The sequence below is a fragment of the Ramlibacter sp. genome, assembly GCF_028291745.1.
In the GTDB taxonomy this organism is placed as follows: domain Bacteria; phylum Pseudomonadota; class Gammaproteobacteria; order Burkholderiales; family Burkholderiaceae_C; genus Ramlibacter.
Genome location: NZ_JAQGNQ010000082.1, coordinates 1 through 26624 on the forward strand (window position 1 = coordinate 1; position 26624 = coordinate 26624).

Below are 26624 nucleotides of genomic sequence, written 5' to 3' on the forward strand. Positions count from 1 at the left end.
GCGTGAACGGCAAGCAGCGCAGCCGCTGTGCGATGATCGGGCACGCTGCGCGATCATCGCGCACTGCTTTGCGCCTGTTCCATGACGATCGCCCACGCGGACTACATCGCCGGCATGGCCAAGGGCCTGGCCGTGCTGGAAAGCTTCGACACCCAGCGGCAAAGGCTGAACGCCACGCTGGCCGCCGAACGCGCCGGCCTCACGCGGGCGGCGGCGCGCCGCCACCTGCTGACGCTGGCGCATCTGGGCTACCTGGAAACCGACGGCAGCTGGTTCTGGCTGGCGCCCAAGGTGCTGCGACTGTCCGGCAGCTACCTGGCCTCGGCCCGGCTGCCGCGCGCCATCCAGCCGACGCTCAACCGGCTGGCCGGCCTGACCGGCGAGTCGTTTTCCGCCGTGGTGCTCGATGGCGAGCAGGTCGTGATCGTGGCGCGCAGCGGCTCGGCGCAACTGGCCTATGGGCTGCACCTGGGGGCGCGGCTGCCGGCCCACGCCACCTCGACGGGGCGCGTGCTGCTGGCCGCCAAGAGCCGCAGCGACTTCAGCGCCTGGCTCAAGGGCAGGGAGCTCGCCCGGCTGACGGCGCACACCACCACCGACAACCGCAACTTCCGGGCCCTGATCGCGCAGGTGCGGCAGCAGGACTATTGCGTCGCCAGCGAGGAGCACGAACTCGGCGTTCATGCCGTGGCGGTGCCCCTGCGCATGATGGATGGCCGCACCGTGGCGGCCCTGAACGTGGTCACCACGCGCCAGCGGGTCGAGCCGCGCTCGCTGCAGAGGGACTTGCTGCCCCTGCTGCTGGAGGCCGCGCGCGAACTGCGGGCGCTCCTCTGAACCGGTCCGCATATACATACAACGAGATATTCGTTGCAGTGCCCAGCACTGCTGCCGACAATCGCCAGCTCTGTAGAAAGGCCCGCACCATGACCTTGCGCCTCGGCGACACCGCCCCCGATTTCGTCCAGGACTCCACCGAAGGCACCATCCGCTTCCACGAGTGGGCGGGCGATTCCTGGGTGGTGCTGTTCTCCCACCCCGCGGACTTCACCCCGGTGTGCACCACCGAACTGGGCAAGACCGCGGCGCTTTCCGGTGAATTCGGCAAGCGCGGCGTGAAGCCCATCGCCGTCAGCGTCGATCCGATCGAGTCGCACCGCGCGTGGGTCAACGACATCAACGAGACCCAGAACACCACGGTCAACTTCCCGATCCTGGCCGATGCCGACCGCAAGGTGGCCACGCTGTACGACATGATCCACCCGAACTCGCTGGCCAACGCCACCGTGCGCAGCGTGTTCATCATCGACCCCAAGAAGGCGATCCGCGCCACGCTCACGTATCCTGCGTCCACCGGCCGCAACTTCGACGAGATCCTGCGCGTGATCGACTCGCTCAAGCTCACCGACAGCCACAAGGTCGCGACCCCCGCCAACTGGAAGCAGGGCGACGACGTGGTGATCGTGCCCAGCATCACGGACCCGAAGGAACTGGCCGAGCGTTTCCCGCAGGGCTTCAAGGCCGTGCGTCCGTACCTGCGCCTGACCCCGCAACCGAAGTAATGGACAAAACGAGGCCCCTGACGGGGCCTCGTCCTGTAACGCCCGCGAATTCATGAAGACCTTCAAACTCCTCCTTGCCTCCCTTGCCCTGCTGGCCAGCGGCCTCGCCTGCGCGCAGCAGCAGACCCTGCTGAACGTCTCCTACGACGTCGCGCGCGAGTTCTACAAGGACATCAACGCCGCCTTCGTGCCCTGGTACAAGAAGACCAGCGGCAAGGACGTGAAGGTCGAGCAGTCGCATGCCGGCTCCAGCGCCCAGGCGCGGGCGGTGGCCGACGGCCTCGATGCCGACGTGGTGACCATGAACACCACGACCGACATCGAGTTCCTTGCCGACCGCGGCGTGGTGGCCAAGGACTGGCAGAAGCGCTTTCCGCACAACGCGGCGCCCACCACGTCGACCATGCTGTTCCTGGTGCGCAACGGCAATCCCAAGGGCATCAAGGACTGGGACGACCTGATCAAGCCGGGCGTGCAGGTGGTGGTGGTGAACCCGAAGACCGGCGGCAATGGCCGCTACGCCTACCTGGCCGCGTGGGGCTACGTGCGCAAGAAGGGTGGCAGCGACGCGCAGGCCGCGGAGTTCGTCTCGAAGTTGTACAAGAACGTGCCCGTGCTCGCCCGCGGCGGACGCGACGCCACCACGGCCTTCCTGCAACGGAACATCGGTGACGTGCTGATCACGTTCGAGTCCGAGGTGGAGTCGGTCAACCAGGAGTTCGGTGCGAACAAGGTCGACGTGGTCTATCCCTCGATCAGCATCATCGCCGAGAATCCGGTCGCGGTCGTCGAGCGCACGGTGGCCAAGAAGGGCACCGGCGAACTCGCCAAGACGTACCTGAACTTCCTGTATTCCGAGGAGGGCCAGGAGATCGCGGCCAGGCACTACATCCGCCCGACCAACGAGGCCGTGCTGAAGAAGTACCCCAAGTTCAAGGCCATCAAGCTGTTTTCCGTGGACGAACTCTTCGGGTCCTTGTCGCAGGCGCAGAAGGTGCACTTCAGCGACGGCGGCCAGTTCGACAAGCTGTACACCGTCAAGTAAGAAACCAGAGATGAGTGGCGGACTCGCGGCGCCGCTGCCGGCAACGGCAGCGGCGCCTTCTTCACGTCGCGGCAGCCGCCGGGTGCTGCCCGGCTTCGGCCTGACCCTGGGCTACACGGTCTTCTACCTGTGCCTGATCGTGCTGATCCCGCTGTCGGCGCTGGTGCTGCGGACTTTCTCGCTCACCTGGGACCAGTTCTGGACGGCCGTCAGTTCGCCTCGCGTGCTGGCGGCATACCGGCTCACGTTCGGCGCGTCTTTCATCGCCGCCGTGGTCAACGTGGTGTTCGGCCTGCTGGTCGCCTGGGTGCTGGTGCGCTATCGCTTTCCGGGCAAGCGCATTGTCCATGCCCTGGTCGACCTGCCGTTCGCGCTGCCCACCGCGGTGGCGGGCATCTCGCTGACCGCCCTGCTGGCAGGCAATGGCTGGATCGGGCAATACCTGGAGCCGCTCGGGATCAAGCTCGCCTTCAACCGCAACGGCGTGGTGATCGCGCTGATCTTCATCGGCCTGCCCTTCGTGGTGCGCACGGTGCAGCCGGTGCTGGAGGAGTTCGAGCAGGAACTGGAAGAGGCCGCGATGTGCCTGGGGGCGACGCGCCTGCAGACCTTCACGAAGGTGATCCTGCCCTCCATCCTGCCGGCGCTGCTGACCGGTTTCGCGATGGCCTTCGCCCGCGCGATCGGCGAGTACGGCTCGGTGATCTTCATCGCCGGCAACATGCCGATGGTCTCGGAGATCACGCCCCTGATCATCATCGGCAAGCTGGAGCAGTACGACTACGGCGGCGCCACCGCGGTCGCCGTCATGATGCTGCTGTTTTCCTTCGTGCTGCTGCTGGTGATCAATGCGCTGCAGGTCTGGCAGCGAAGGAGCGCGGGAGGATGAGCGCCACCGACCTCACCCGCAAGCGCGTGAGCACCACGGAGGCCCCGTGGGTGCGCCGCACGCTGATCGGCATCGCGCTGCTGTTCGTCCTGCTGTTCCTGGTGCTGCCGCTCGCCGCCGTCTTCACCGAGGCGCTGCGCAAAGGTCTGGGCGCCTACTTCGAAGCACTGAAGGAACCGGATGCCCTGGCCGCCATCCGCCTGACGCTGATCACGGCCGTGATCGCCGTGCCGCTGAACCTGGTGTTCGGCGTTGCCGCGGCCTGGGCGATCGCCAAGTACGAATTCCGCGGCAAGGCCTTCCTGACCACGCTGGTCGACCTGCCGTTCTCCGTGTCGCCGGTGGTGGCCGGCCTGATGTACGTGCTGGTGTTCGGCGCGCAGGGCTGGCTCGGCCCGTGGCTGGCCGCGCACGACATCAAGATCATCTTTGCCATTCCCGGCATCGTGCTGGCGACGATCTTCGTCACCTTTCCCTTCATCGCGCGCGAGCTGGTCCCCCTGATGCAGGCCCAGGGCACCGACGAGGAGCAGGCGGCCATCGTGCTGGGCGCCACCGGCTGGCAGACCTTTCGCCACGTGACCTTGCCCAACATCAAGTGGGGCCTGATCTACGGCGTGATCCTGTGCAACGCGCGGGCCATGGGCGAGTTCGGGGCGGTGTCGGTCGTCTCTGGCCACATCCGCGGCCAGACCAACACCATGCCGCTGCACGTGGAGATCCTCTACAACGAGTACCAGTCGGCGGCGGCCTTTTCCGTTGCGTCGCTGCTGGCGCTGCTCGCCCTGGTGACGCTGGTGATCAAGTCGGCGGCGGAGTGGCGGCAGGAGAGGGAGATGAAGGCCGCGGCCGCCTTGCCGCCGGAGCGGCCTGGGAGTGCCGCAGCCCTCACCGCCAGCGGCCTCGAGACCAGCGGCGTCACCTCCAGCGGCCTCACCTCCAGCGCCCCTCACCCCAGCCCTCTCCCCGCAGGGGAGAGGGAGCAATACCCTAGGCGCTAGCCCCATGAGCATCGAAATCCGCAACGTCAGCAAGAACTTCGGCGGCTTCCGCGCGCTGAACGACGTCTCGCTCACCATCGCTTCGGGCGAGCTGGTCGCGCTGCTGGGGCCTTCGGGCTGCGGCAAGACCACGCTGCTGCGCATCATCGCGGGCCTGGAGACGGCCGACGCCGGCAGCATCCTGTTCGCCGGCGAGGACACCACCAGCGTGCACGTGCGCGAGCGCCAGGTCGGCTTCGTGTTCCAGCACTACGCCTTGTTCCGGCACATGACCGTGTTCGAGAACGTCGCCTTCGGCCTGCGCGTGAAGCCGCGCGGCCAGCGCCCGGGCGAGGCGCAGATCAAGGCCAAGGTGCACGAGCTGCTCGGCCTGGTGCAGCTCGACTGGTTGGCCGAGCGCTTTCCCTCGCAGCTGTCCGGCGGCCAGCGCCAGCGCATCGCTTTGGCCCGCGCGCTGGCGGTGGAGCCCAAGGTGCTGCTGCTCGACGAGCCCTTCGGCGCCCTCGATGCCAAGGTGCGCAAGGAACTGCGCCGCTGGCTGCGGCGCCTGCACGACGACCTGCACGTCACCTCGATCTTCGTCACGCACGACCAGGAGGAGGCGCTGGAAGTCGCCGACCGCGTGGTGCTGATGAATGCCGGCAACATCGAGCAGGTCGGCTCGCCGCAGGAGGTGTGGGACCATCCGGCCAGCCCGTTCGTCTATGGCTTCCTCGGCGACGTCAACCTGTTCCATGGCCGCGCGCATCAAGGCGAGGTGAGCTTCCAGGGCCTGCAGATCGATTCGCCCGAATACGCGGATGCGCAGAACGCCAGGGCCTCGGCGTACGTGCGCCCGCACGACGTGGAGGTGCAGCGCTGGACGCCCGGTGCCAGCGGCATCGCGGTCAAGCTGGCCCGCGCGATCGTCGTGGGCCCGATCGCGCGGCTGGAGCTGGTGCCGGTCGAGGGCGGCCAGGGCCGCACCGATGGCGACGCGGTGATCGAGGCGCAGATCGGCGCCGAGGAGTTCCGTGCCAAGGGCTTCCGCGAAGGCGATACCCTGGTGGCGACACCACGGCGCGCGCGGGTGTTCCTGGAGACCGGCGCCGGCATCTGAGATCATACGGACCGCAAGGAAGGATGGACATGAACGGCAATCCCATGAACTGGTTCGAAGCGGCGCCGCGGCGCATCCTGGCCCTGGTGGCCGCGATCAGCATCGCATTGCTGGCCTTCGGCCTCTACCTGCAGCACGTGGTGGGCCTGGAGCCTTGCCCCATGTGCATCGTGCAGCGCTATGCGCTGGTGCTGGTCGCCATCGTCGCCGGCGTGACGGCGGCCTTCAGGTCGCGGGGTGCGCACCTCGCGGGCGCCGGGCTGATGGTGTTGCTGGCGGGCTTCGGCGGCTTCGTCGCCGCGCGGCAAAGCTGGCTGCAGTGGTATCCGCCCGAGACAGCCTCGTGCGGCCGCGACTTCTACGGGATGATCGAGACCTTCCCGCTCAAGCGCGCGATCCCGATGATCTTCAAGGGCAGCGGCGACTGCACCAAGGTCGACTGGACCTTCCTCGGCGGTTCGATCGCGAACTGGTCGTTCCTGTGCTTCGTGTTCTTCCTCGCGGTGGGCGTCCTGCTGCTGGCGCGCCAGGCGCGGCGCCGGCCCGTAGGGGGAATGAGCGCGCCGCTGGCGGCGTAGGCGCGGCGGTGGGGTGCGCTGCGCGCATCCCACCCTACCAGGATGGTCCGCTGTAGGGCGGGATGCGCATCGCGCACCCCACTATGTTCCCCACCAAGCCTCAAAGCCCCGACGGATAAGTCTCCGCGGGCTCGCCCGCATGCCACACCGGCTCGGGCACCAGCGGCTGCACCGCCCGCGTCTCGTCGATGTGGATCATCGCGTCGAATTGCGCTGGCAGCTTGGTCTCGAAGTAGTGACTCATGCGCTCGGTGCGCGGCTGGTAGATGACGCCGATCGCGCGCTGCAGGCGCTTGGCGCGCAGCAGTTCGGCCAGCGGGGCGTTGCCGCGCAGGGGCAGCCAGAAGCGTTCCTCGCCCGCCTGGTGGAACAGGTCCTCGTAGCTGCCCTCCAGGCCCGGGCGCACCCGCTTGCGTTCCGCCGTGCCGTCCCATTCCGAGGCAGCGGTCACGGTGCCGCGATGCGTGCTGAATCCGACCAGCATGGCCTGCTCGCCCCAGCGGTCGCGGGCCAACTGGCCGACGTTCCATTCGCCCTGGTCGCCCATCTCGGTGGCACTGGCATCGCCCAGGTGCGAGTTGTGCGCCCACACGATCATCCTGGCCTGGCCGGTCACGGTCTGCAGATACTTGTCCAGGGCCTGCAGCGTCTCCACCATGTGGCTGTCGCGCAGATTCCACGAGGAGACGCGGCCATGGAACATGGTCCGGTAGTACTCCTCCGCGTTGCGCACCAGCCGGGCGTTCTGCTGGGCGAAGAACACGTCGGCGCGGTCCTCCCGGGAGCCGGCCAGCAAGTCCGCCGCGCGCCGGTTCATCTCGCGCAGCTGCTGCACCACCTCGTCCTCGCAGCTCGATTGCAGGCCGAAGCTCGCCGCGTAGCCATAGGCCTGGCTGTCTTCGCCGAAGTGGTCGAAGCACGTATAGCGGCTGCGGGCGCGCTGGGCTGCCTGGGGATCGACGCGGTCCAGGTGATCGAGCACGGCGCGCACCGAACGGTAGAGGCTGTACAGGTCCATGCCATAGAAGCCGACCTGCTGCGAGGTCGGCCGCTCGCGGTTGTGCGCGCGCAGCCACTCGACGAAGTCGCGCACCACCGTGTTGCGCCACATCCAGGTGGGAAAGCGCTCGAAGCCGGAGAGCGCCGCCGCCGCATCCGCATCGTCCGAGCGACTGCGGATGTAGCGGTTGATGCGCCAGGCGTCCGGCCAATCCGCCTCGACCACCACGGCGTTGAAGCCATGCTGCTCGATCAGCCGCTGGCTCAATGCGGCCCGCTCGGCATAGAACTCGTGCGTCCCGTGCGAAGCCTCGCCCAGCAGCGCGAGCCTGGCTTGTCCCAGCTGGCGCAGCAGGAGATCGTCTTCGGGCGCGGCGCCGGGCAGGGCGCGCAGATGCGAGCGCAGGCCCTGCAGCAGGGTCTCGTTGCGTAGCGAGGAAGGGCTCATGCGAGCAAGCTAGCGCCGCGGCCCTGGCCTGCGTGTCGGGGCGGCTGCGCCAGCGGTGTAGGACGCGCTTCGCGTCGGGCGCTCAGAAGCTGTGAATGAATGGATCGCGCCCGCGACGGGGTGCCTCAGGGTGCAGGCGAAGGCGCGTCCCGCCGCTCAGGCTGCCCGCCTGAGCAAGGGGAGCAACGCGCGCCTCGCCCTGAGGTGCCCCGCCCCGAAGGGCGAGGCCGCTGCGCGATGTTGGCGTGAGAGATGGGTCATGTGCGGCCGCGCGCGGGTGTGAGCAATTCGTTCACAGCTTCTCAGCCCAGCTTCTTGACGAACACCATGCTGCGGCGGTCCCAGTTGTACTTGCGCTTGCGCGCGTCGGGCAGCCAGTCCGGGTCGACCTGCACGAAGCCGCGCTTGAGGAACCAGTGCATGGTGCGCGTGGTGAGCACGAAGATGCTTTCCAGCCCCATGGCGCGGGCGCGCTGCTCCACCCGCCGCAGCACCTTCTCGCCGTCGCCCTGGCCCTGGCTCTGTGGCGACACGGTGAGTGCGGCCATCTCGCCCGTGCGTGCCTCGGGATAGGGGTACAGCGCGGCGCACGCGAAGATCACGCCGTCGTGGTCGATGATGGTGTAGTTGGCGATGTCGCGTTCGATCTCGGTGCGATCGCGCTTGACCAGCGTGCCGTCGCGCTCGAAGGGCTCGATCAGTTGCAGGATGCCGCCGACGTCGTCGGCCGTCGCCTCGCGCAGCTCCTCCAGCTTTTCGTCGACCACCATGGTGCCGATGCCGTCATGCACGTACACCTCCAGCAGCAGCGCGCCGTCGACCGCAAACGGGATGATGTGGCTGCGCTCGACGCCCGCCTTGCAGGCCTTCACGCAATGCTGCAGGTAGAAGCCCGTCTCGCACGGGTTCTGCGCCGGCGGCAGCGTGCGCAGCAGTTGCTCCGCCGCGGCCAGCGGCAGTTCGGTGTCGATCGGGTTCTCGTCGTCCGCGGCTTCCAGCGGCTTGACCCGCACGCCGGGGATCTCGGTGAGGAAGATCAGCTTGTCGGCCTGCAGGGCCGTCGCGACGCTGGTCGCGACTTCCTCCATGGTCAGGTTGAAGGCCTCCCCGGTCGGCGAAAAACCGAAGGGGGACAGCAGCACCATGGCACCGAGGTCGATCGTGCGCTTGATGCCCGCGACGTCCACCTTGCGCACCAGCCCCGAATGCTGGAAGTCGACGCCGTCGAGAATGCCCACCGGCCGCGCCGTGATGAAGTTGCCCGAGATCACGCGCACGGTGGAACCGGCCATCGGCGTGTTCGGCAATCCCTGGCTGAACGCCGCCTCGATTTCGTAGCGCAGCTGGCCCGCCGCCTCCTGCGCGCAATCGAGCGCCACGCCGTCGGTGATGCGCATGCCGTGCGAGTAGCGCGCGGCGTGGCCCTTGGCCTGCAGCTGCTCGTTCACCTGTGGGCGGAAGCCGTAGACCAGCACCACCTTCACGCCCATGCTCTGGATCAGGGCCAGGTCCTGCGCGATGTGCTGCAGCTTGCCGGCCGCGATCGCCTCGCCCGCCATGCCGACGACGAAGGTCTTGCCGCGGTGCATGTGGATGTAGGGCGCCACCGAGCGGAACCAGGGCACGAAGGTGAAATTGAAGATGGCGGACATGGGCGCGGGTGGTGGGAGCGCGACAGTTTAAGGGACACCCCTTCAGGGCAAAGGCGCGGCGTGCGTTATCGTCGGCCCATGGATCCCATCGCCGCCGGTTTCTGGGGGGCCTTCTTCGGAACGGCCGCCCTGATGCTTGGCATTTCCCTGGCCGTGTTCGTGCGCACGCGCCGGCAGGTCGCCCTCAGCGCCGCTTTCAGTGCGGTGGTGTGCGCCGTGTTCGTCGCCGCCTGCCTGGGCTGGTTATCCGCCAACAGTGTGCACCAGGACCGGCTGGTGGCGCTGATCGCGCCGCTCTCCGCCGGAGCGCTGTCGCCGATGCTGCTGGCGCTGCTGGGCCTGCTGCGCCAGCGACGGCCGACGCTGCGAGTGGCGAGCATCACCATGGCACTGGCCTTGGCGGTCGTTGCCGCCGGCTGGATGCTCGCTGCGCGGCAGGCGCTGATCCTCGGCTGGGCGGCAACGTTGACGGCCGCCGTGGTGATGCTGCTGGTGGCGATCCGCACGGCCTGGGTCGGCAGCCGGCTCGCTGCCGGCGCCGCCGTCGGCATGGCCCTGCTGCTGGTCGGCCTCTCGTGCCTCAGCTGGATCGGCATCGATCATTCCACGAGCTGGCCGGTGCACGCGGTCAGCGCGCTGGCCTGCATGGGATTCCTGTCGGTGATGGGCGCCGCGGCCTGGGACCGCTACTCCTACCTGCTGGAGCTGTCGGAGGTGATGGCGCACGGGCCCGCCTACGATCCGGTGACGCGCATGCGCTCGCACAGCGAGACCGGGCAGATGGTGGGCGACATGTTCTTCCACCGCGATGCGGAGGCGCGGCCGGTGGGTGTCGTCGCGGTGTGCATCGGCAATCTCTACGCACTGGAGAACCTGCACGGGCGCGCCGCCTTCAACCACGCACTGTTCATCTGCGCCGGACGCTTGCGCCGCTGTGTGCCGCAGACGGTGGAGATGGGCCGGCTGGGCGAGGACGGCTTCCTGCTGCTGACCCGCAGCATGGAGGACATGCGCGCCCTCGGGCAGCTCGCCCGGCAGATCCGCGAGCGGCTGGCGCGGCCGGTGTCGCTCAGCACCAGCCGCGACCCCGGACGCATAGGCACCACCGGCACCAACTGGGTGGCGGACATCGGCATCGGCGTGCTGGCGACCAGCACCAAGGTGCGTCCGGCGCAGGTGGTGGCCACGGTGCGGGCGATGGCGCGCACCGCCTGGACCTATCCCACGCGCGTGGCGGTGTTCGACCAGGAGGCCGGGCAGATCGCCGAACTGGCGGTCGACGAGACGCCGCTGAGCGTCTTCTGACTCTGCCCGGCGGCCCGCGCCACCGATTTGTTATCGTCGGCGCAATGGACTCTTTGGCAGCGGGCTTCTGGGGCGCCTTCTTCTGCACCGCCTTCCTGATGCTCGTCATCTCGCTGGCGGCCTTCCGGCGCTCGCATCGGCGGGTGGCCCTGATGGCGGGGCTGACCTCGCTGTTCTCCGCCGCGTTCGTGGTCGCCTACCTGGGCTGGCTGCCTTTCGAAGGCGCCGTCGAGGCCCGCGTGCTGGCGCACGTCGCCGTGCTCACCGCCGCGGCGCTGGCCTTGATGCTGATGTCGACGCTGGGCATGTTGCGCCAGACGTCGGTGGGACGGCGAGCGATCGGCGGGCTGGTGGGCGGCAGCCTGCTGGTGCTGGTGGTCGGCTGGCTGCTGGAGCCGGCGCAGTCGCTGGCGCTCAGCTCGCTGGCGGCCTTCGCGGTCGGCATGATGATGCTGGTGGTGGCCGCGCGCGGCGCCATGCGCGGCGACCGGGCGGGGTGGAGCGCGGTCGCCGGCATCTTCTTCATGCTGGTGGCGCTGGCGGGCCTGAGCTGGATTGCCCTCGATCGCACGCGCGACTGGCCGATGCACGCCATCAGCGCCAGCGCCGGCGTGGCCTACCTGTGCGTGATCGCCAGCGTGCTGTGGGCGCGCTACTCGTACCTGCTGGAGCTCTCCGAGGTGCTGGCGCACGGCCCGAGCTACGACCCCGTGACGCGCATGCGCTCGCACAGCGAGACCGGGCAGATGGTGGGGGATGTGTTCTTCCGCCGCGATGCCGAGGCGCGGCCGATCGGCGTGATCGCGATCTCCATCGCCAACCTCTACGCGCTGGAAAACCTGCATGGCCGCGCCGCCTTCAACCACGCGCTGTTCGTGTGCGCGGGCCGGCTGCGCCGCTGCGTGCCGCAGAACGTGGAGATGGGGCGGCTGGGCGAGGACGGCTTCCTGCTGCTGGTGCCCAACACGCCCGACGTCGAACGGCTGGGCCAGCTGGCGCGCCAGATCCGCGACCGCATGCTGCGGCCGGTCTCCCTGAGCACGAGCACCGATCCGGCCCGGCTCGACTCGCGCGGCACCGCGTGGATCGCCGAGCTGGGCGTGGGCGTGCTGGGCACCAGCACGCAGGTGCGGCCTTCGCAGGCGGTGGCGACCGCGCGGGCGATGGCGCGTACGGCGTGGAGCTATGGCAGCCGCATGGCCTTCTTCGACCAGAAGGCCGGCCAGATCGCGGAACTCGCCGCGCCGGACCCCGATTTGTCCCAGACCACCACCGCCGCTGCCGCCATCTGAAGACAAGGCCATCCGCGTCGTCGGATAATCGCGGGTTGCCCTCCAAGTCCGCCTTGCCCGCTCCCGTCGCCATCACCTTTCCCGAGAACCTGCCCGTCTCCGCCCGGCGCGAGGAGATCATGGCCGCCATGGCGGCGCACCAGGTGGTGATCGTCTGCGGCGAGACCGGCTCCGGCAAGACCACGCAGCTGCCCAAGATCGCGCTCGCCATGGGACGCGGCAAGCTCAATGCGCCGGCCGGCAAGGGCCGGCTGATCGGCCACACGCAACCGCGGCGCATTGCGGCTTCCAGCGTCGCCAAGCGCATCGCGCAGGAACTGCAGACGCCGCTGGGCGAGGTCGTCGGCTACCGGGTGCGCTTCCAGGACCGCCTGCAGAAGGACGCCTCGGTCAAGCTGATGACCGACGGCATCCTGCTGGCCGAGACCCAGTCCGACCCGCTGCTCAAGGCCTACGACACGATCATCATCGACGAGGCGCACGAGCGCAGCCTCAACATCGACTTCCTCCTGGGCTACCTGCGGCAGCTGCTGCCGCGGCGTCCGGACCTCAAGGTGGTGGTGACCTCGGCGACCATCGATGCGGAGCGCTTCGCCCAGCACTTTGCCTCCGCGCACGGACCGGCGCCTGTCATCTACGTCTCGGGGCGCACCTTCCCGGTGGAACAGCGCTGGCGCGCCTTCGAGGAGTCGCGCGATCACGACCTGAACGACGCGATCGCCGATGGCGTGGACGAACTGTGGCGCGGCAACGCGCCCGGCGACATCCTCGTCTTCCTGCCCGGCGAGCGTGAGATCCGCGAGGCCGCGGACCACCTGCGCAAGCACCTGTCGCACGACGTGCTCACGCGCAACGCCGAAGTGCTGCCGCTGTTCGCGCGCCTGTCGCAGGCGGAGCAGGACCGCGTGTTCGACGGCCACAGCGGCCGGCGCATCGTGCTGGCCACCAACGTGGCCGAGACCTCGCTCACCGTCCCCGGCATCCGCTATGTGATCGACACCGGCACGGCCCGCGTCAAGCGCTACAGTTTTCGCAGCAAGGTGGAACAGCTGCTGGTGGAGCCGGTCAGCCAGGCCGCCGCCAACCAGCGGGCGGGCCGCTGCGGCCGCGTGGCCAACGGCATCTGCATCCGCCTGTACGACGAGCAGGATTTCAATGGCCGGCCGCGCTTCACCGACCCGGAGATCCTGCGCTCGTCGCTCGCCGGCGTGATCCTGCGGATGAAGTCGCTGCACCTGGGCACGGTGGAGGAATTTCCCTTCATCGACCCGCCGGCGCGGCGCGCGATCGCCGACGGTTATCAGCTGCTCAACGAGCTGGGCGCGGTGGACGACGACAACGCGCTCACGCCGATGGGCGCGGAGCTCGCCCGGCTGCCGCTCGATCCGCGCGTGGGCCGCATGATCCTGGAGGCGCGCGAGCGCGGCGCGCTCGAGGAGGTGCTGGTGATCGCAGCGGCCCTGTCGCTGCAGGACGTGCGCGACCGGCCGATGGAACTGCAGGCGCAGGCGGACCAGCAGCACGCGAAGTTCGACGACGAGAAAAGCGAGTTCTCGGGCTACCTGCGTTTGTGGCAATGGCTGGACGAAGCGCGGGGCGGTCACGGCAAGGAACACAAGTTGTCCAACCGCCAGTACGAGCAGCTGCTGCGCGCCAACTTCGTCAACGTGCGGCGGGTGCGCGAATGGCGCGACGTGCACAGCCAGCTGCTGACCGTCGTCACCGAGCACAAGTGGAAACTGAACGACCAGCCCGCCAGCTACGAGCAATTGCACAAGGCGATGCTCTCGGGCCTGCTCGGGAACATCGGCTTCAAGCTGGAAGATGACGAGGCTTATCTCGGCGCGCGCGGCATCAAGTTCTACCGGCACCCGGGCGCGCACCTGAAGAAGCGCCCCGGCCGCTGGATCGTCGCCGCCGAACTGGTGGAGACCACCCGCCTGTTCGGCCGTGGCGTCGCCAACATCGAGCCGCAGTGGGTGGAGGAAGTCGCGGGTCACCTGCTGAAAAAGCAGCTGCTCGATCCCCACTGGGAAAAGAAGGCGGCGGAAGTCGTTTCCCTGGAGCGGGCCACCCTCTACGGGCTGGTGATCTACAGCGGCCGGCGCGTGCCCTTCGCGCGGGCCGACCTGCAGGGTGCGCGCGAGATCTTCCTGCGCGCCGGACTGGTGGCGGGCGAGTGGGAAGCCAAGCTGCCCTTCCTGGCGGCCAACCAGAAGCTGGTGAAGCAGGTCGAGGAGCTGGAGCACAAGTCGCGCCGGCAGGACGTGCTGGTCGACGAGGAATTGATCTACGCCTTCTACGACCAGCAGGTGCCCAGGGACGTGTTCAGCGGCGCCACCTTCGAGCGCTGGTACCGGGAGGCGAGCCGCTCGCAACCCGACCTGTTGAAGCTCACGCGCGACGAGTTGATGCGGCACGAAGCCGCCGGCATCACCAGCAATGCCTTCCCGAAGACGGTGCGCCTGGGTGGCGTGGACTGTGTCTCGACCTATCTGCACTCGCCCGGCGACGCGCGCGACGGCCTCACGGTGGACGTGCCGCTGTTCGTGCTGAACCAGGTGAACGACGAGCGCACCGAGTGGCTGGTGCCGGGCATGCTGAAGGACAAGATCCAGGCGTTGCTGAAAAGCCTGCCGCAAAAGCCGCGTTCGCGCTTCGTGCCGCTGCCGGAATCGGCCACGCGCATCGCGCAGTTGCTGACGGCGCCCGAGCGCTACGCCAATGGCAGTCTCACCGACGTCCTGCTGAAGCTGGTGCGCGACGAGACCAGCCTGGACGTGAAGCGCACGGACTTCAAGCTGGACATGGTGCCGCCGCACCTGTTCATGAACATCCGCGTGGTGGACGAACACGGGCGCCAGCTTGGCATTGGCCGCAACCTCGGAGCGCTGAAGGCCGAACTGGGCGCGAAGGCGCGCGGGGCGTTCCAGGCACTGGCGGGCTTGAAAGTCGCTTCTTCACCCTCCCCCTCCGGGGGAGGGCAGGGTGGGGGCGCGGCGGTCAGCACGGCGCCCACGGCGAAGCGCCCCCCTCCCAACCTCCCCGCGGAGGGGGGAGGAGAAAAACGGTACACCGCGTGGACTTTCGGCGAGCTGCCCGAGCTGATGGAGATCCGCCGCGGCGGCACCAGCCTGGTCGGCTTTCCGGCGCTGATCGATCGCGCCGATGCCGTGACGATCGAGGTCTTTGACGAGCCGCAGGTCGCGGCCGCGAAGCACCGCGCCGGCCTGCGCCGCCTGTTCGCGCTGCAACTGCGCGACGCCCTGAAGTACCTGGAGAAGAACATCCCCGACCTGCAGAAGATGTCGGTGGCGTACATGCCGCTGGGCACCCAGGAGGAACTGCGCGAGCAGATCGTCGAGGTGGCGCTGGACCGCGCCTTCCTGATGGATCCCTTGCCGGGGAATGCAGCCGACTTCGGCAAGCGGCTGGACGAGGGACGCGGCCGGCTCACGCTGATCGCCAACGAGGTCGCACGACTGGCCGGCACCATCCTCGTGGAGCAGGCCGCGGCGGCGCGCAAGATCAAGGACACGCGCATCCAGCCGGAGGCCACCGCCGATGCCGCGCAGCAGCTGCAGCGGCTCGTGCCCAAGCGCTTCCTGGCAGCCACGCCCTGGGCACGGCTGCAGCATGTTCCGCGCTACCTGAAGGGCATCGTGCTGCGGCTGGACAAGCTGCGGGCCGACCCCGCGCGCGACAGTACGCGGCTGGCGGAGCTCAGGCCGCAGGAGCAGCGTTTCTGGCGGCTGCTGGCCGAGCGCAAGGGGGCCATGGACGATCGCATGGAAGACTTCCGCTGGCTGCTCGAGGAGCTGCGGGTCAGCTTCTTCGCGCAGGAACTGCGCACGCCGCAGCCGGTGAGCGTCAAGCGGCTGGACAAGGCGTGGAGTCAGCTGAGTGGCTGAGACCCGCTTGCGCGCGCCCGCAAGAACCTGCGACTGCGGTACAAAACCGGATACGCATCGGCCAAGGCTCAGGCAACCTTGGCACGACCAACAAGGGGATATGGCATGGATCGACGCAGTTTCATCGGCACGTGCACGGCCGGCGCGGCGGGGCTGACCGCCGCTGGCAGCCTGTCGTCCTGGGCGGCGGACGCCAAGCCCAGGGAATACGCGCCGGCGCTGCTGATCCACGAGCATGGCGAGGCGCTGAAGGCGTCCTCGCTGAAGCCGCAGTTCAACTACATCTTCCACTATCCGTTCGAGGCGACGCCGGTGTTCCTGCTGGACCTGGGCCGGCCGGTGACACCGCACATCCTGACCACCGAGGACCGCAGTCCCTACAGCTGGCCGGGCGGCGTGGGCCACCATCGCAGCATCGTGGCCTTCTCGGCGATCTGCGCGCACCAGCTCGCGTATCCCAGCCACGATGTGAGCTTCATCAGCTTTCGCAAGACGCGGGCGCATCGTGGCGTGCAGGACGGCCTGATCCACTGCTGCGCGGAGCACTCGCAGTACGACCCGGCCCGCGGCGCCGAAGTGCTCTCCGGCCCGGCCAGGCAGCCCCTGAGCGCCGTGCTGCTGGCGCACGACCCGCACGCAGACACGCTGACCGCGCACGCCACCGTGGGCGGCGAACTGTTCGACGCGTTCTTCCACAAGTACGAGATGAAGCTCAGTCTCGACGTCGGACCGAAGGCGCACACGGCCGTCGCCGGACAGGCCGTGGTGCAGGAACTGGATCGGTTCTGCAAGAACCCGATCCAGTGCTAGGCGGCCTGTTCAGGCCCTAGGCGCTCACAGCTTCGCCAACCGGTCCAGCGCGCTGCGCAGCGTCTCGTCCTTCTTGGCGAAGCAGAAGCGCACCACGCGCTGGTCGAAGCCGCCGCCGTAGAAGGCCGACAGCGGGATGGCGGCGACGCCGAGTTCGCTGGTGAGCCATTGGCAGAACTCGGCTTCGCGCAGGTCGCTCACCTGCGCGATCTCGACGCACTGGAAGTACGTGCCTTCGCTGGGAAGCAGCTTCAGCCGGGTGCGCGCCAGGCCCGCGCGGAACAGGTCGCGCTTGCGCTGGTAGAAGGCGGGCAGCTGCAGGTACGGTTCGGGGGAAGCCATGTAGCTCGCCAGTCCGTACTGCATCGGCGTGTTGACCGTGAAGACGTTGAACTGGTGGACCTTGCGGAACTCCGCCGACAACACTGCCGGCGCGGCGACGTAGCCGATCTTCCAGCCGGTGACGTGATAGGTCTTGCCGAAGCTGGAGACGATCAGCGAACGCGCGGCCAGCCCCGCAAAGCGGGCGGCGCTCTGGTGCAACTGGCCATCGAACACCATGTGCTCGTAGACCTCGTCGCTGATCACGAACACGTCGGTGGGGGCGAGCAGGTCCTGCAGCTGCAGCATCTCCGCCTGCGTCCACACGGTGGCACTTGGGTTGTGCGGCGAGTTGACCAGGATCGCGCGCGTGCGCGGCGACAGTGCGCCGGCGATCTTGGCGAAGTCGGGACGGAAAGTACCGGGCGTCAGGGGAACGCGCACCACCGTGCCGCCGGCGAGTTCGATGTTGGGCACGTAGCTGTCGTAGCAGGGCTCCAGCACGATGACCTCGTCGCCCGGCTTCACGATCGCCAGCACCGCGGTGATGATCGCCTGCGTCGCTCCCGCCGTGATGGTGATCTCGCTGGCGGGGTCGTACTTGCGCCCGTACAAGGCCTCGATCTTGGCGGCCACCGCTTCGCGCAGCGGCGCGATGCCCGTCATGGGCGGGTACTGGTTGAGGCCCTTGCCCATGGCCTCGGTGACGGCCTCGAGCAGCTTGGGGTCGCAACCGAAGTCCGGGAAGCCCTGGCCCAGGTTGACGGCGCCCTTCTCGGCGGCCAGTGCGGACATCACCGTGAAGATGGTGGTCCCCATCGCCGGAAACTTGGTGGCGATGGGCGGGGTGCGTTCTGTCGTGCTCATCAGATATCGAAGTCGGAGCCGTGGCCGGTCATGGCCTTGGCGATCAGGTTGCGGTCGAGGCGGTCGGAAAGCAGTTCGGCGAAGCGGAACACGAAGGTTCGCAAATACGCGCCGCGCTTGAACGCGACCCGCGCCAGGTTCTGCCCGAACAGGTGGCCGAGCGGCCGCACCGCCAGGTCGGAGTTGCTGCCGTCGTCGCGCACCGCCATCTCCGCGACGATGCCGATGCCCAGGCCCAGGCGCACATAAGTCTTGATCACGTCGGAGTCGATCGCCTCCAGGGCGATGCGGGGCGTGAGCTTGCGCTGCGCGAAGGCGGTGTCGATGCGCGTGCGGCCGGTGAAGGAGGGATGGTAGGTGACCAGCGCTTCGGCGGCCAGGTCTTCCAGAGTGAGGCGCTCCTTGCGGGCCAGCGGATGCCCCTGCGGCAGCACCAGCACGTGCTGCCACTCGTAGCAGGGCAGGGTGACCAGGTCCGGGTAGTCGGACAGCGATTCGGTGGCAATGCCGATCTCCGCCACCTCGTCCATCACCATGCGCGCCACCTGGTCGGGCGAGCCCTGGTGCAGGCTCACGTTGACCTTGGGGTAGGCCTCGCGCAGCTTCACCACCGGGAGCGGCAGGACGTAGCGCGCCTGCGTGTGCGTGGTGGCGATCGACAGGGTGCCGCTGTCCTGCGCGCTGAACTGCTCGCCGATGCGCTTGAGGTTGCCCACCTCGCGCATGATCAGCTCGATGCTCTTGAGGACGTGCTGCCCCGGTTCGGTCACGCGCTTCAGGCGCTTGCCATGACGGGCGAAGATCTCGATGCCAAGTTCATCTTCCAGCTCAATGATCGCCTTGGAGACGCCCGGCTGCGAGGTATGCAGCGCCTTGGCGGCTTCCGTCAGGTTCAAGTTGCGCCGCACCGCTTCCTGCACGAAGCGAAACTGATGCAGGTTCATGCTGAATTTCTTCTAAGGGAGAAATTCATTATGCCCGCGGCAATTATTCCAGCGCAATTCTGGCGATCAGCTCCAGCACCCGGTCGTCCTCGCCCACGGGTTTCTGCAGCACGAATGCCACATCGGGGTGCGCCAGGCGCAAGGCCGCGACCAGCACCGGCAGGTCCTCGCGGGCATGGCGGCCCGCACCCAAAAACATAGGGACGATGGTGACGCTCTGCGTACCGCCAGCGACCAGGTCGGCCACGGCCGCTGGCAGGCCCGGCGTCTCGAGTTCGAGATAGGCGCAGCGCACCGGCGTGTCGGGCTGCAGCACCCGCAAGCGGGCGGCGACGGTTTCCATCGGCAGGCGCCACAGCGGGTCGCGCGAGCCGTGGCCGAACAGGACGATCGCCTTGGGGCTGCTCACCGGCGCAGCACGAGCCAGACGAAGGCGCCCAGCGAGAGCAGGGTGTAGAGAAAGCCGGGCGCCCCCGCTGCCACCCAGGGTACCCAGTTCTGCATGTTGCCGATGTAGCCGAACACGTTGTTCAGGAGGAAGAAGCTGATGCCGATCAGCACGCCCCCGAACACGTAGCTGGTGATGCCGCTCTGGCGGAAATGCAGGTAGGCGAAGGGCAGGGCCAGCACCACCATCACGAGACAGCTCAAGGGATAGAACACCTTGCGCCAGAACTCGATCTCGTAGCGCTGCGAGGTCTGCGCGTTCGCCTCGAGGTGACGGATGTACTGGAACAGGTCGAGGGTGCTCATGCGCTCCGGCTTGAGCAGCGCCACCGACACCATCTCCTGCGTGATCTCCGTGGGCCAGCGCAGGGTGGGCAGCTTCACGCGCTGCACGCGCGGGGTCTTGCCTTGTACCTGGGTGAATTCCGTGCGGTCCACGTCTTCGAGCATCCAGGCGCCATCGCCAAAACGGCCCCACGAGCCCTGCGTGAGCGACACCAGGAAGCCGCGCGAATCGGCCTCGAAGATGCGCACGCGCTGCATCTTGCCCTCGGCCGTGAGCCGCAGCACGTTGACGTTGTACGAGTAGTCGCGCTGGCGCTCTTTCAGCCAGGCCCCGGTGAGGCCGACCGACACGCCGCCGTCCATGCGCGCGCGCAGCAGTTGCGCGGTGCGGTCGCTGACCGGTGCCAGGTAATCGCCGGTGGCGAAGGTCAGCACGGTGAAGACGGCACCCAGCACCAGGAGCGCGCGCAGCGCTCGCCAGGGGCCGAGCCCGCTGGTGCGCAGGATGGTGTATTCCGAGCTTTGCGCGAAGCGCGCCATCACGAAGATGGTGCCGATCAGCACCGCGATGGGCATCAGCTCGTAGAGATGGCTCGGCAGCCGCAGGCCCACATAGAGCAGCGCCTGCGTCACGCGGTAGGCCTGGCTGGCGCGGCCCAGGCTGGGGATCTCGTCGATGAAGTCGAAGAAGAAGAACAGCGCCAGGAAGCCGAGGCTGACGAAGGCCACGGCGTAGAGGACCTCGACGTAGACCAGGCGGCGGATCGTCCTCATGCGGCGCGCCTGCGCGTGAGCCGCAGCAGCCGGCTGAAGGCCCAGCCGTTGTGCTGCCGCGCGAGCCAGAGGGAGGCGAGCAGGAAGGTGCCGCCGTGCACCAGCAGCAGGAAGGCGACGAAGCCGATGCGCCGACTGGCTATCCAGCTCTGGCCGAGGTTGAGCAGGTTGAAGTACACGATGAACGCGAACAGCGCGAAAACCAGGTTGCCGCTGCGTCCCACGCGCGGGTTCACGCTGGAGACGGTGATCGCCAGCAGCACGAAGTTGATGCCGGCCAGCGCCAGGCCGAGGCGCCAGGCGAGCTCGCCGAGATTGACCGGCGTGCGCGCGGCGCGCACCAGCGCCAGCGTCGATCGCACCTTGGCCGGGCTTTCCTCGGCGGCGCCCGCACTGCCTTCGCGCACCCGGGTGCCGTGCTCCTGGAATTCGCTGATGCGCAAGCCCTCGCCCTTGAGGGAGTTCTCCAGCCGCTGGCCGTTGTTCAGCAGCAGGAACTGGTCGTCGCCGATCGTTTCGACGTGGCCGCTGCGGGCCGAGGTGACGGTCTCGCGGTCACGCTCGAGCGAGGAGATGAAGATGTTCTTGCCCGACTTGTTGTCCGGGCTGTCCTTGTCGAGGAAGAACACGCGGCGGCCACTGGCCGACTCCTGGAACTGCCCGGGCGCCACCCGCTCGAGGTCGCCGCGCTTGCCGTAGCGGTCCTTCAGGTCCTGCGTCTGCTGGTTGGCCCAGGGCCAGATCACCAGCGCCAGCAGCCCCGTGACGGCCAGCACCGGCCAGGCAAAGCCGAACAGCGGCCGCAGCAGCGAGGACAGGCCGCGGCCGGCGCTGAACCAGATCACCATCTCGCTGTCGCGGTACATGCGCGAGAGCGTGCCCACGATCGCGATGAACAGCGACAGCGACAGGATGGTGGGCAGGTAGCCGAGCACCGTGTAGCCCATCACCATCATCACTTCCTCGGGATTGACGGTGCCGCGGTTGGCCAGGCTCAGGGTGCGGATCAGGGTCATGGTCATGACGATGGTGACCAGCACCACCAGCGAGGCCCCGAAACTGCGGGCCAGCTCCTTGCGAACGGTTGAATGGAATAACATCGGCGGCCGAGCGCGGGATGCGCGTGAACAACAGGGATTATGGACTTCGAACTCAAGACCCTCGACCTTGCAGGTGCTGCCGGCGAGAAGAGCGACGTGCTGCTGGTCCTGGTCACCGAGGGCTTCCAGGCGGGCAAGGACCCGCTGGGCAAGCTGGTGGCTTCCGCCCTGGCGGCGGGGGATCTCGAACCCAAGCCCGGCAAGATGTTGCAGGCCTACCGCGCCGAAGGCATCGCCGCGCCCCGCTTGCTGCTCGCCGGGGCCGGCGACGGCTCGGGCAAGCGCGTGCAAACCGCCGTGCAGGCAGCCGCCTCGACGCTGCGCTCGTCGACGGCTCGCAAGCTCACGGTCCTGCTGCCGGCCGGCAGCGGCGCCGACGCCGTGCGCGCTGCCGTGTGCGGCATCGCGGAGAGCAGTTACGTCTACGTCGCCACCAAGTCGAAGCCCGAAGCGCGCGAGCTGAAAAAGGTGGTGATCGGCGTGGCCGACGCTGGCGCGCAGAAGCAGGCCTTCGCCCGCGCCAAGGCCGCGGCCGCGGGCATCGAGTTCGCCCGCGAACTGGGCAACCTGCCGCCGAACTACGCGACGCCGACGCGCCTGGGCGAGGAGGCCACCAAGCTGGCCAAGACGCACGGCCTGCAGGTGGAGGTGCTGGGGCCCAAGGAGGTCGCGCGTATCGGCATGGGCTCCTTCATGGGCGTGGCCAAGGGCTCGGTCGAGCCGCTGCGCTTCATCACGCTGCGCTACGACGGCGCCGGCAAGGGCGAGGCGCCCATCGTGCTGGTGGGCAAGGGCATCACCTTCGACACCGGCGGCATCTCGATCAAGCCTTCGGCCGAGATGGACGAGATGAAGTACGACATGGGGGGTGCCGCCAGCGTGCTGGGCACCTTCCGCGCGCTGGCCGAACTGAAGCCGCGTCTGAACGTGATCGGCCTGATCCCGAGCTGCGAGAACATGCCCGATGGCGGCTCGTACAAGCCGGGCGACATCCTCACCAGTCTCAGTGGCCAGACCATCGAGGTGCTGAACACCGATGCCGAAGGCCGGCTGATCCTGTGCGATGCGCTCACCTACGCCGAGCGCTTCAAGCCGCGCGCGGTGATCGACATCGCCACGCTCACCGGCGCCTGCGTGGTGGCCCTGGGCGGGGTGCGCAGCGGCCTGTTCGCCACCGACGACGCACTGGCGCAGCAACTGCTGGACGCGGGCGACGCGGCGCTCGATCCCTGCTGGCGGATGCCGCTCGACGACGAATACGCCGAAGGCCTGAAGACCAACTTCGCCGACGTGGCCAACGTCGCGGGTCGGGCCGGCGGCGCGGTGGTGGCCGCGAAGTTCCTGCATCGCTTCACGCAGAACTATCCGTGGGCCCACCTGGACATCGCCGGCACCGCCTGGAAGGGGGGTGCGGCCAAGGGGTCCACCGGGCGTCCCGTGGGCCTGCTGCTCGAATACCTGCTGTCGCAGGAATCGGTCGGCGCTGCCCCCGCCAAGCGGGCCAGCGTTGCCGCGCCCGCGAAGGCCGCCAAGGCCGCCAGGGCCCGCACCCGCGCCCTTGCCTGAAGGACCGCACGCCGCGCATGACCGAGGTCGCCTTCCACTTCAACATGCCCGACAAGGTGGCCTATGCGTGCCGGCTGGTGCGCAAGGCCAGCCGCGCGGGAACGAGGGTGGTGGTGACGGGCGAGCCCACGCTGCTGCGATCGCTCGACACCGAGTTGTGGACCTTCTCGCCGCTCGAATTCATCCCGCACTGCCACACCGCGCAAGCCGATGTGCAGGTGCTTGCCGCCTCGCCGGTGGTGCTGGCGGAGGCGCCGCGTGGCGTTCCGCACCACGAGGTGCTGGTGAACCTGGGGGGCACGGTGCCCGAGGGCTTCGAGCGGTTCGAGCGGCTGATCGAACTGGTCTCGCTGGAGCAGGATGACCGCATAGAGGCCCGGGCGCGCTGGAAGCACTACAAGGACCGCGGCTACGCGATCGTGCGCCACGACATCGTCGCGCGGGAGGGCGCCTGATGGCCACGCGCACCCCGCCGCGCTTCGTGCCGACGCTGACCGAGGTGGTCCAGACCGGCCCCGCCCCGCTGTCTCCGGCAATCGCCGTGTCGCAGGACCAGCTCGCGCAGCGCTTGCTGCAGCGCGTGGACCTGGCGCTCGAGCGGCGCCTGCGCGAGACCATCGCCACCGTGATCCTGGAGCAGACGGCGGCGCTCGCCCCGCTGCTGCGCGACCGCATCGAGGTGCTGGTGCGCGATCTGGTCGCGCAGGCTGTCGCCGAGGAGATCGAGGCCCGTCAACGCGGCAGCGCGCCGGGCGTTTGAGTGCTAGTGCGAGCGCTTTCGCGCAGCGCACTTGCTCGGTGGTGGACGAAGCTCGCATTTGGCTGACGACCTAGACCTTTCCCTACTGGTCCAGGCGTGGAAATTGCGATAACGTCCCGCCCGTCGAGGAAGCACGGGTCTCACACTTTTCCCCCTACCGGAGGTTTTCATGCAATTCCAACTGAAATTGACGGCCGTCATGGCGATCGCTGCCCTGTGCGGCACCGTCGCTGCGCAGGAGCAGGTCGTCAAGATCGGTCACGTCGCGCCCATGTCGGGGCCGCAGGCGCACTATGGCAAGGACAACGAGAACGGCGTCCGCATGGCCATCGAGGACCTGAACGGACAGAACATCACCATCGGTGGCAAGAAGGTCAAGTTCGAGATCCAGGCCGAGGACGACGCCGCCGATCCGAAGCAGGGCACCGCCGCCGCACAGAAGCTGTGCGACGCGAAGGTGAATGGCATCGTGGGCCACCTCAACTCCGGCACCACCATCCCGGCCTCCAAGGTCTATCACGACTGCGGCATCCCGCACGTCACGGGCGCGGCCACCAATCCCGACCTGACCAAGCCGAAATACGACACCACCTTCCGCATCATCGCCAACGACAACGCGCTGGGCGCCGCGCTGGCGCTGTACGCGGCGGACACGCTGAAGCTGAAGAAGGTCGCCATCATCGACGACCGCACGGCCTACGGCCAGGGCGTCGCCGAAGTGTTCGCGAAGATCGCCAAGTCCAAGGGCATGCAGGTCGTGGCGCAGGAGTACACGAACGACAAGGCCACCGACTTCATGGCCATCCTGACCTCGATCAAGGCCAAGAACCCCGACGCGATCTTCTACGGCGGCATGGACGCCCAGGGCGGCCCGATGCTGCGCCAGCTGGAGCAGCTGGGCATGACCAGCGTCAAGTTCTTCGGCGGCGACGGCATCTGCACCCAGAAGATCATCGAGCTGTCCGGCGGGGCCAAGCCGCTGGACAACGTGATCTGTGCCGAAGGCGGCGCGTCGCTCGAGAAGATGCCTGGCGGCAAGGCGTGGCGTGACCGCTACGAGAAGAAGTACCCGAACCAGTTCCAGATCTACAGCCCCTACACCTACGACGCCACCTTCGTGCTGGTCGACGCGATGAAGCGCGCGAACTCCACCGACCCGAAGAAGTACAAGACCTTCCTGGCAAAGAGCAACTTCAAGGGCGTCACGGCCAACATCGCCTTCGAACCGAACGGCGAACTGAAGAACGCCGCGACCACCCTGTACACCTACAAGGGCGGCAAGAAGACGGCGCTGTAATCAGCTGGAGCAGGGTAACCTGCTGTATCCCAAAAGGCCGCCTCCGGGCGGCCTTTTGCATTCCGCGCCAAGCAGGCGCAGCTGTCGCCGTCCTGCCACCGGGGTGTAGGTCAGCCGGAGGTCTTTTCGTCGGATGGTTCCTACGCCCCGCGCCAGCACTGAGTTTCGGGGCCGCTAATGCTTCCTGTCGTGTTGAAGGCTGGTTGCGAAGCCGGTACCCTCCCTCAATCTGTTGGTGTGCCAACAGTTGCTTACCAATGGGGGATTACATGGAAGTTCTGGCGAAGATGCCTGCAGCCGAGCACCGCGACGGGGACGAGTTGAAACAGGTGCTGAAGGCCTTGTCGGCCTTCCGGCGGGGCGAGCCAGGGGTGAGCCTGCCGACCGAATGGGACGGGCTGCTGGGAAAGATCGCCGGCGAGTTCAACGATCTGTCCTCGCAGACTTCGCGTACCAGCCACAAGCTCAAGTCCGTGGCAGCCGCGCCGCACACCGGCTCGCGCGCGGGGCGCCGCGTCGGCGACGACAAGCTCACCGGCTTCTGGCAGGAGAACGTGGCCAGCGTCAACGCGCTGCTCGACGAAGTGGAGCTCTCGGCCGATCGCACGCGCATCCTGCTGGGCGGCCTGAGCGAGCTGAAGAAGGGCAACGTGCAGACCGAGCTGCCGCACGACTGGACGGGCCTGTTCGGCAAGGTGGCCGATGCGTTCAACGAGGTGGTCTCCGAGAACGTGCGCATGTCGCAGGAACTGGCGCGGCTGTCGCGCGTGGTCGGCAAGGAAGGCAAGCTGAAGGAGCGTGCCGCCATGCCCAGCTCGGGCGGCTTCTGGCGCGACTCGGCCGAATCGATCAACTCCCTGATCTCCGACCTGGTGCACCCGACTTCCGAAGTGGCGCGGGTGATCGGTGCGGTGGCGCAGGGCGACCTGTCGAAGTCGATGGCGCTCGAGGCCGACGGCCGCGCGCTCGAAGGCGAATTCCTGCGCACCGCCATGACGATCAACAAGATGGTGCAGCAGCTGGGCACCTTCTCCGCCGAAGTGACGCGCGTGGCGCGCGAGGTGGGGACCGAGGGCAAGCTGGGCGGCCAGGCGGAAGTGCAGGGCGTGGCGGGTACCTGGAAGGACCTGACCGACTCGGTCAACTCGATGGCCGGCAACCTCACGGCGCAGGTGCGCAACATCGCGGAGGTGACCAAGGCCGTGGCCGCGGGTGACCTCTCCAAGAAGATCACCGTGGACGTGAAGGGTGAGATTCTCGAACTGAAGAACACCATCAACACGATGGTCGACCAGCTGCGATCGTTCGCCTCGGAAGTGACCCGCGTCGCGCGCGAGGTGGGTACCGAAGGCAAGCTGGGTGGCCAGGCCGACGTGCAGGGTGTGGCAGGGCCCTGGAAGGACCTGACCGACTCGGTGAACTCCATGGCCGGCAACCTCACGGCGCAGGTGCGCAACATCGCGGACGTGACGAAGGCCGTGGCGGCCGGTGACCTGTCGAAGAAGATCACCGTGGACGTGAAGGGTGAAATTCTCGAACTGAAGAACACCATCAACACGATGGTGGACCAGCTGCGATCCTTCGCTTCGGAAGTGACCCGCGTGGCGCGCGAGGTGGGTACCGAAGGCAAGCTGGGTGGCCAGGCCGACGTGCAGGGCGTGGCCGGGACCTG

23 protein-coding genes are annotated in these 26624 nt (G+C 68.0%); 16 read left to right on the forward strand and 7 right to left on the reverse strand.

All coding sequences use genetic code 11. The features are described from left to right. Positions 1-81 precede the first annotated feature (81 nt). From JWP60_RS14760 to JWP60_RS14790, 7 genes are all read left to right on the forward strand, one after another. Positions 82-837, forward strand: a complete 756-nt coding sequence (locus JWP60_RS14760; protein ID WP_299792723.1) for an IclR family transcriptional regulator C-terminal domain-containing protein — start codon at positions 82-84, stop codon at positions 835-837. Between the two features lie 89 nt (positions 838-926). Continuing rightward, positions 927-1562 (forward strand): peroxiredoxin, encoded by a 636-nt coding sequence (locus JWP60_RS14765; RefSeq protein ID WP_299792726.1) that lies wholly within the window; start codon positions 927-929, stop codon positions 1560-1562. Positions 1563-1614: 52 nt separating this feature from the next. Next, positions 1615-2607 (forward strand): sulfate ABC transporter substrate-binding protein, encoded by a 993-nt coding sequence (locus tag JWP60_RS14770; RefSeq protein WP_299792729.1) that lies wholly within the window; start codon positions 1615-1617, stop codon positions 2605-2607. A 10-nt stretch (positions 2608-2617) separates the two neighbouring features. Then, positions 2618-3496: a sulfate ABC transporter permease subunit CysT gene (gene cysT, locus JWP60_RS14775; protein ID WP_299792731.1), complete on the forward strand. Its 879-nt coding sequence runs from the start codon at positions 2618-2620 to the stop codon at positions 3494-3496. After that, complete coding sequence (cysW, locus tag JWP60_RS14780; protein WP_299792735.1) at positions 3493-4497, forward strand: sulfate ABC transporter permease subunit CysW; 1005 nt, start codon at positions 3493-3495, stop codon at positions 4495-4497. Before cysT ends, cysW begins: the two co-directional genes overlap by 4 nt. A gap of 4 nt (positions 4498-4501) precedes the next feature. Further along, positions 4502-5596 carry a sulfate ABC transporter ATP-binding protein gene (locus tag JWP60_RS14785; protein ID WP_299792738.1) on the forward strand — a complete coding sequence of 365 codons (1095 nt, stop codon included), beginning with the start codon at positions 4502-4504 and terminating at the stop codon, positions 5594-5596. 29 nt (positions 5597-5625) lie between these two features. After that, positions 5626-6174 carry a disulfide bond formation protein B gene (locus tag JWP60_RS14790; protein WP_299792741.1) on the forward strand — a complete coding sequence of 183 codons (549 nt, stop codon included), beginning with the start codon at positions 5626-5628 and terminating at the stop codon, positions 6172-6174. A gap of 100 nt (positions 6175-6274) precedes the next feature. Here the strand turns inward: JWP60_RS14790 and JWP60_RS14795 are convergent, their stop codons facing one another. Further along, positions 6275-7621, reverse strand: coding sequence for an erythromycin esterase family protein (locus tag JWP60_RS14795; RefSeq protein ID WP_299792744.1), 1347 nt, complete (start codon positions 7619-7621; stop codon positions 6275-6277). A 302-nt stretch (positions 7622-7923) separates the two neighbouring features. Further along, complete coding sequence (gene argA / locus JWP60_RS14800; protein ID WP_299792747.1) at positions 7924-9273, reverse strand: amino-acid N-acetyltransferase; 1350 nt, start codon at positions 9271-9273, stop codon at positions 7924-7926. Between the two features lie 78 nt (positions 9274-9351). On the opposite strand from argA, the gene JWP60_RS14805 reads away from it, so the two are divergent. From JWP60_RS14805 to JWP60_RS14820, 4 genes are all read left to right on the forward strand, one after another. Then, positions 9352-10578 (forward strand): GGDEF domain-containing protein, encoded by a 1227-nt coding sequence (locus tag JWP60_RS14805; RefSeq protein ID WP_299792750.1) that lies wholly within the window; start codon positions 9352-9354, stop codon positions 10576-10578. A gap of 44 nt (positions 10579-10622) precedes the next feature. Beyond that, the gene (locus JWP60_RS14810) at positions 10623-11870 is read left to right on the forward strand and encodes a diguanylate cyclase (protein ID WP_299792752.1); all 1248 of its coding nucleotides are present in this window, start codon (positions 10623-10625) and stop codon (positions 11868-11870) included. 35 nt (positions 11871-11905) lie between these two features. Further along, positions 11906-15781 carry an ATP-dependent RNA helicase HrpA gene (gene hrpA, locus JWP60_RS14815; RefSeq protein WP_299792755.1) on the forward strand — a complete coding sequence of 1292 codons (3876 nt, stop codon included), beginning with the start codon at positions 11906-11908 and terminating at the stop codon, positions 15779-15781. A gap of 105 nt (positions 15782-15886) precedes the next feature. After that, positions 15887-16591, forward strand: a complete 705-nt coding sequence (locus JWP60_RS14820) for a twin-arginine translocation signal domain-containing protein (RefSeq protein WP_299792758.1) — start codon at positions 15887-15889, stop codon at positions 16589-16591. A gap of 24 nt (positions 16592-16615) precedes the next feature. Here the strand turns inward: JWP60_RS14820 and JWP60_RS14825 are convergent, their stop codons facing one another. From JWP60_RS14825 to lptF, 5 genes are read right to left on the reverse strand one after another with little or no spacing between them, the layout of a single operon-like run. Continuing rightward, complete coding sequence (locus tag JWP60_RS14825) at positions 16616-17779, reverse strand: pyridoxal phosphate-dependent aminotransferase (protein WP_299792760.1); 1164 nt, start codon at positions 17777-17779, stop codon at positions 16616-16618. Further along, positions 17779-18723: a CysB family HTH-type transcriptional regulator gene (locus JWP60_RS14830; RefSeq protein ID WP_299792763.1), complete on the reverse strand. Its 945-nt coding sequence runs from the start codon at positions 18721-18723 to the stop codon at positions 17779-17781. Before JWP60_RS14830 ends, JWP60_RS14825 begins: the two co-directional genes overlap by 1 nt. Positions 18724-18766: 43 nt before the next feature. Next, entirely contained in the window at positions 18767-19132 is a 366-nt protein-coding gene (locus tag JWP60_RS14835; RefSeq protein WP_299792766.1) for a CbiX/SirB N-terminal domain-containing protein, read from the reverse strand. After that, on the reverse strand, positions 19129-20229 hold the full coding sequence (gene lptG / locus JWP60_RS14840; RefSeq protein WP_299792769.1) for an LPS export ABC transporter permease LptG: 1101 nt from the start codon (positions 20227-20229) through the stop codon (positions 19129-19131). Before lptG ends, JWP60_RS14835 begins: the two co-directional genes overlap by 4 nt. After that, positions 20226-21329, reverse strand: coding sequence for an LPS export ABC transporter permease LptF (gene lptF / locus JWP60_RS14845; protein WP_299792772.1), 1104 nt, complete (start codon positions 21327-21329; stop codon positions 20226-20228). The genes lptG and lptF overlap by 4 nt, the downstream gene beginning before the upstream one ends. Before the next feature lie 39 nt (positions 21330-21368). On the opposite strand from lptF, the gene JWP60_RS14850 reads away from it, so the two are divergent. The 5 genes from JWP60_RS14850 to JWP60_RS14870 all read left to right on the forward strand — a co-directional run. Further along, positions 21369-22895 (forward strand): leucyl aminopeptidase, encoded by a 1527-nt coding sequence (locus JWP60_RS14850; protein ID WP_299792775.1) that lies wholly within the window; start codon positions 21369-21371, stop codon positions 22893-22895. Between the two features lie 17 nt (positions 22896-22912). Then, positions 22913-23350 (forward strand): DNA polymerase III subunit chi, encoded by a 438-nt coding sequence (locus JWP60_RS14855; protein WP_299792778.1) that lies wholly within the window; start codon positions 22913-22915, stop codon positions 23348-23350. After that, entirely contained in the window at positions 23350-23655 is a 306-nt protein-coding gene (locus JWP60_RS14860) for a hypothetical protein (protein WP_299792781.1), read from the forward strand. The genes JWP60_RS14855 and JWP60_RS14860 overlap by 1 nt, the downstream gene beginning before the upstream one ends. Before the next feature lie 169 nt (positions 23656-23824). Further along, the gene (locus JWP60_RS14865) at positions 23825-24952 is read left to right on the forward strand and encodes a branched-chain amino acid ABC transporter substrate-binding protein (RefSeq protein ID WP_299792784.1); all 1128 of its coding nucleotides are present in this window, start codon (positions 23825-23827) and stop codon (positions 24950-24952) included. Between the two features lie 269 nt (positions 24953-25221). Continuing rightward, positions 25222-26624 (forward strand): HAMP domain-containing protein (locus tag JWP60_RS14870; protein WP_299792787.1); only part of this gene is annotated, 1403 nt, incomplete at its 3' end.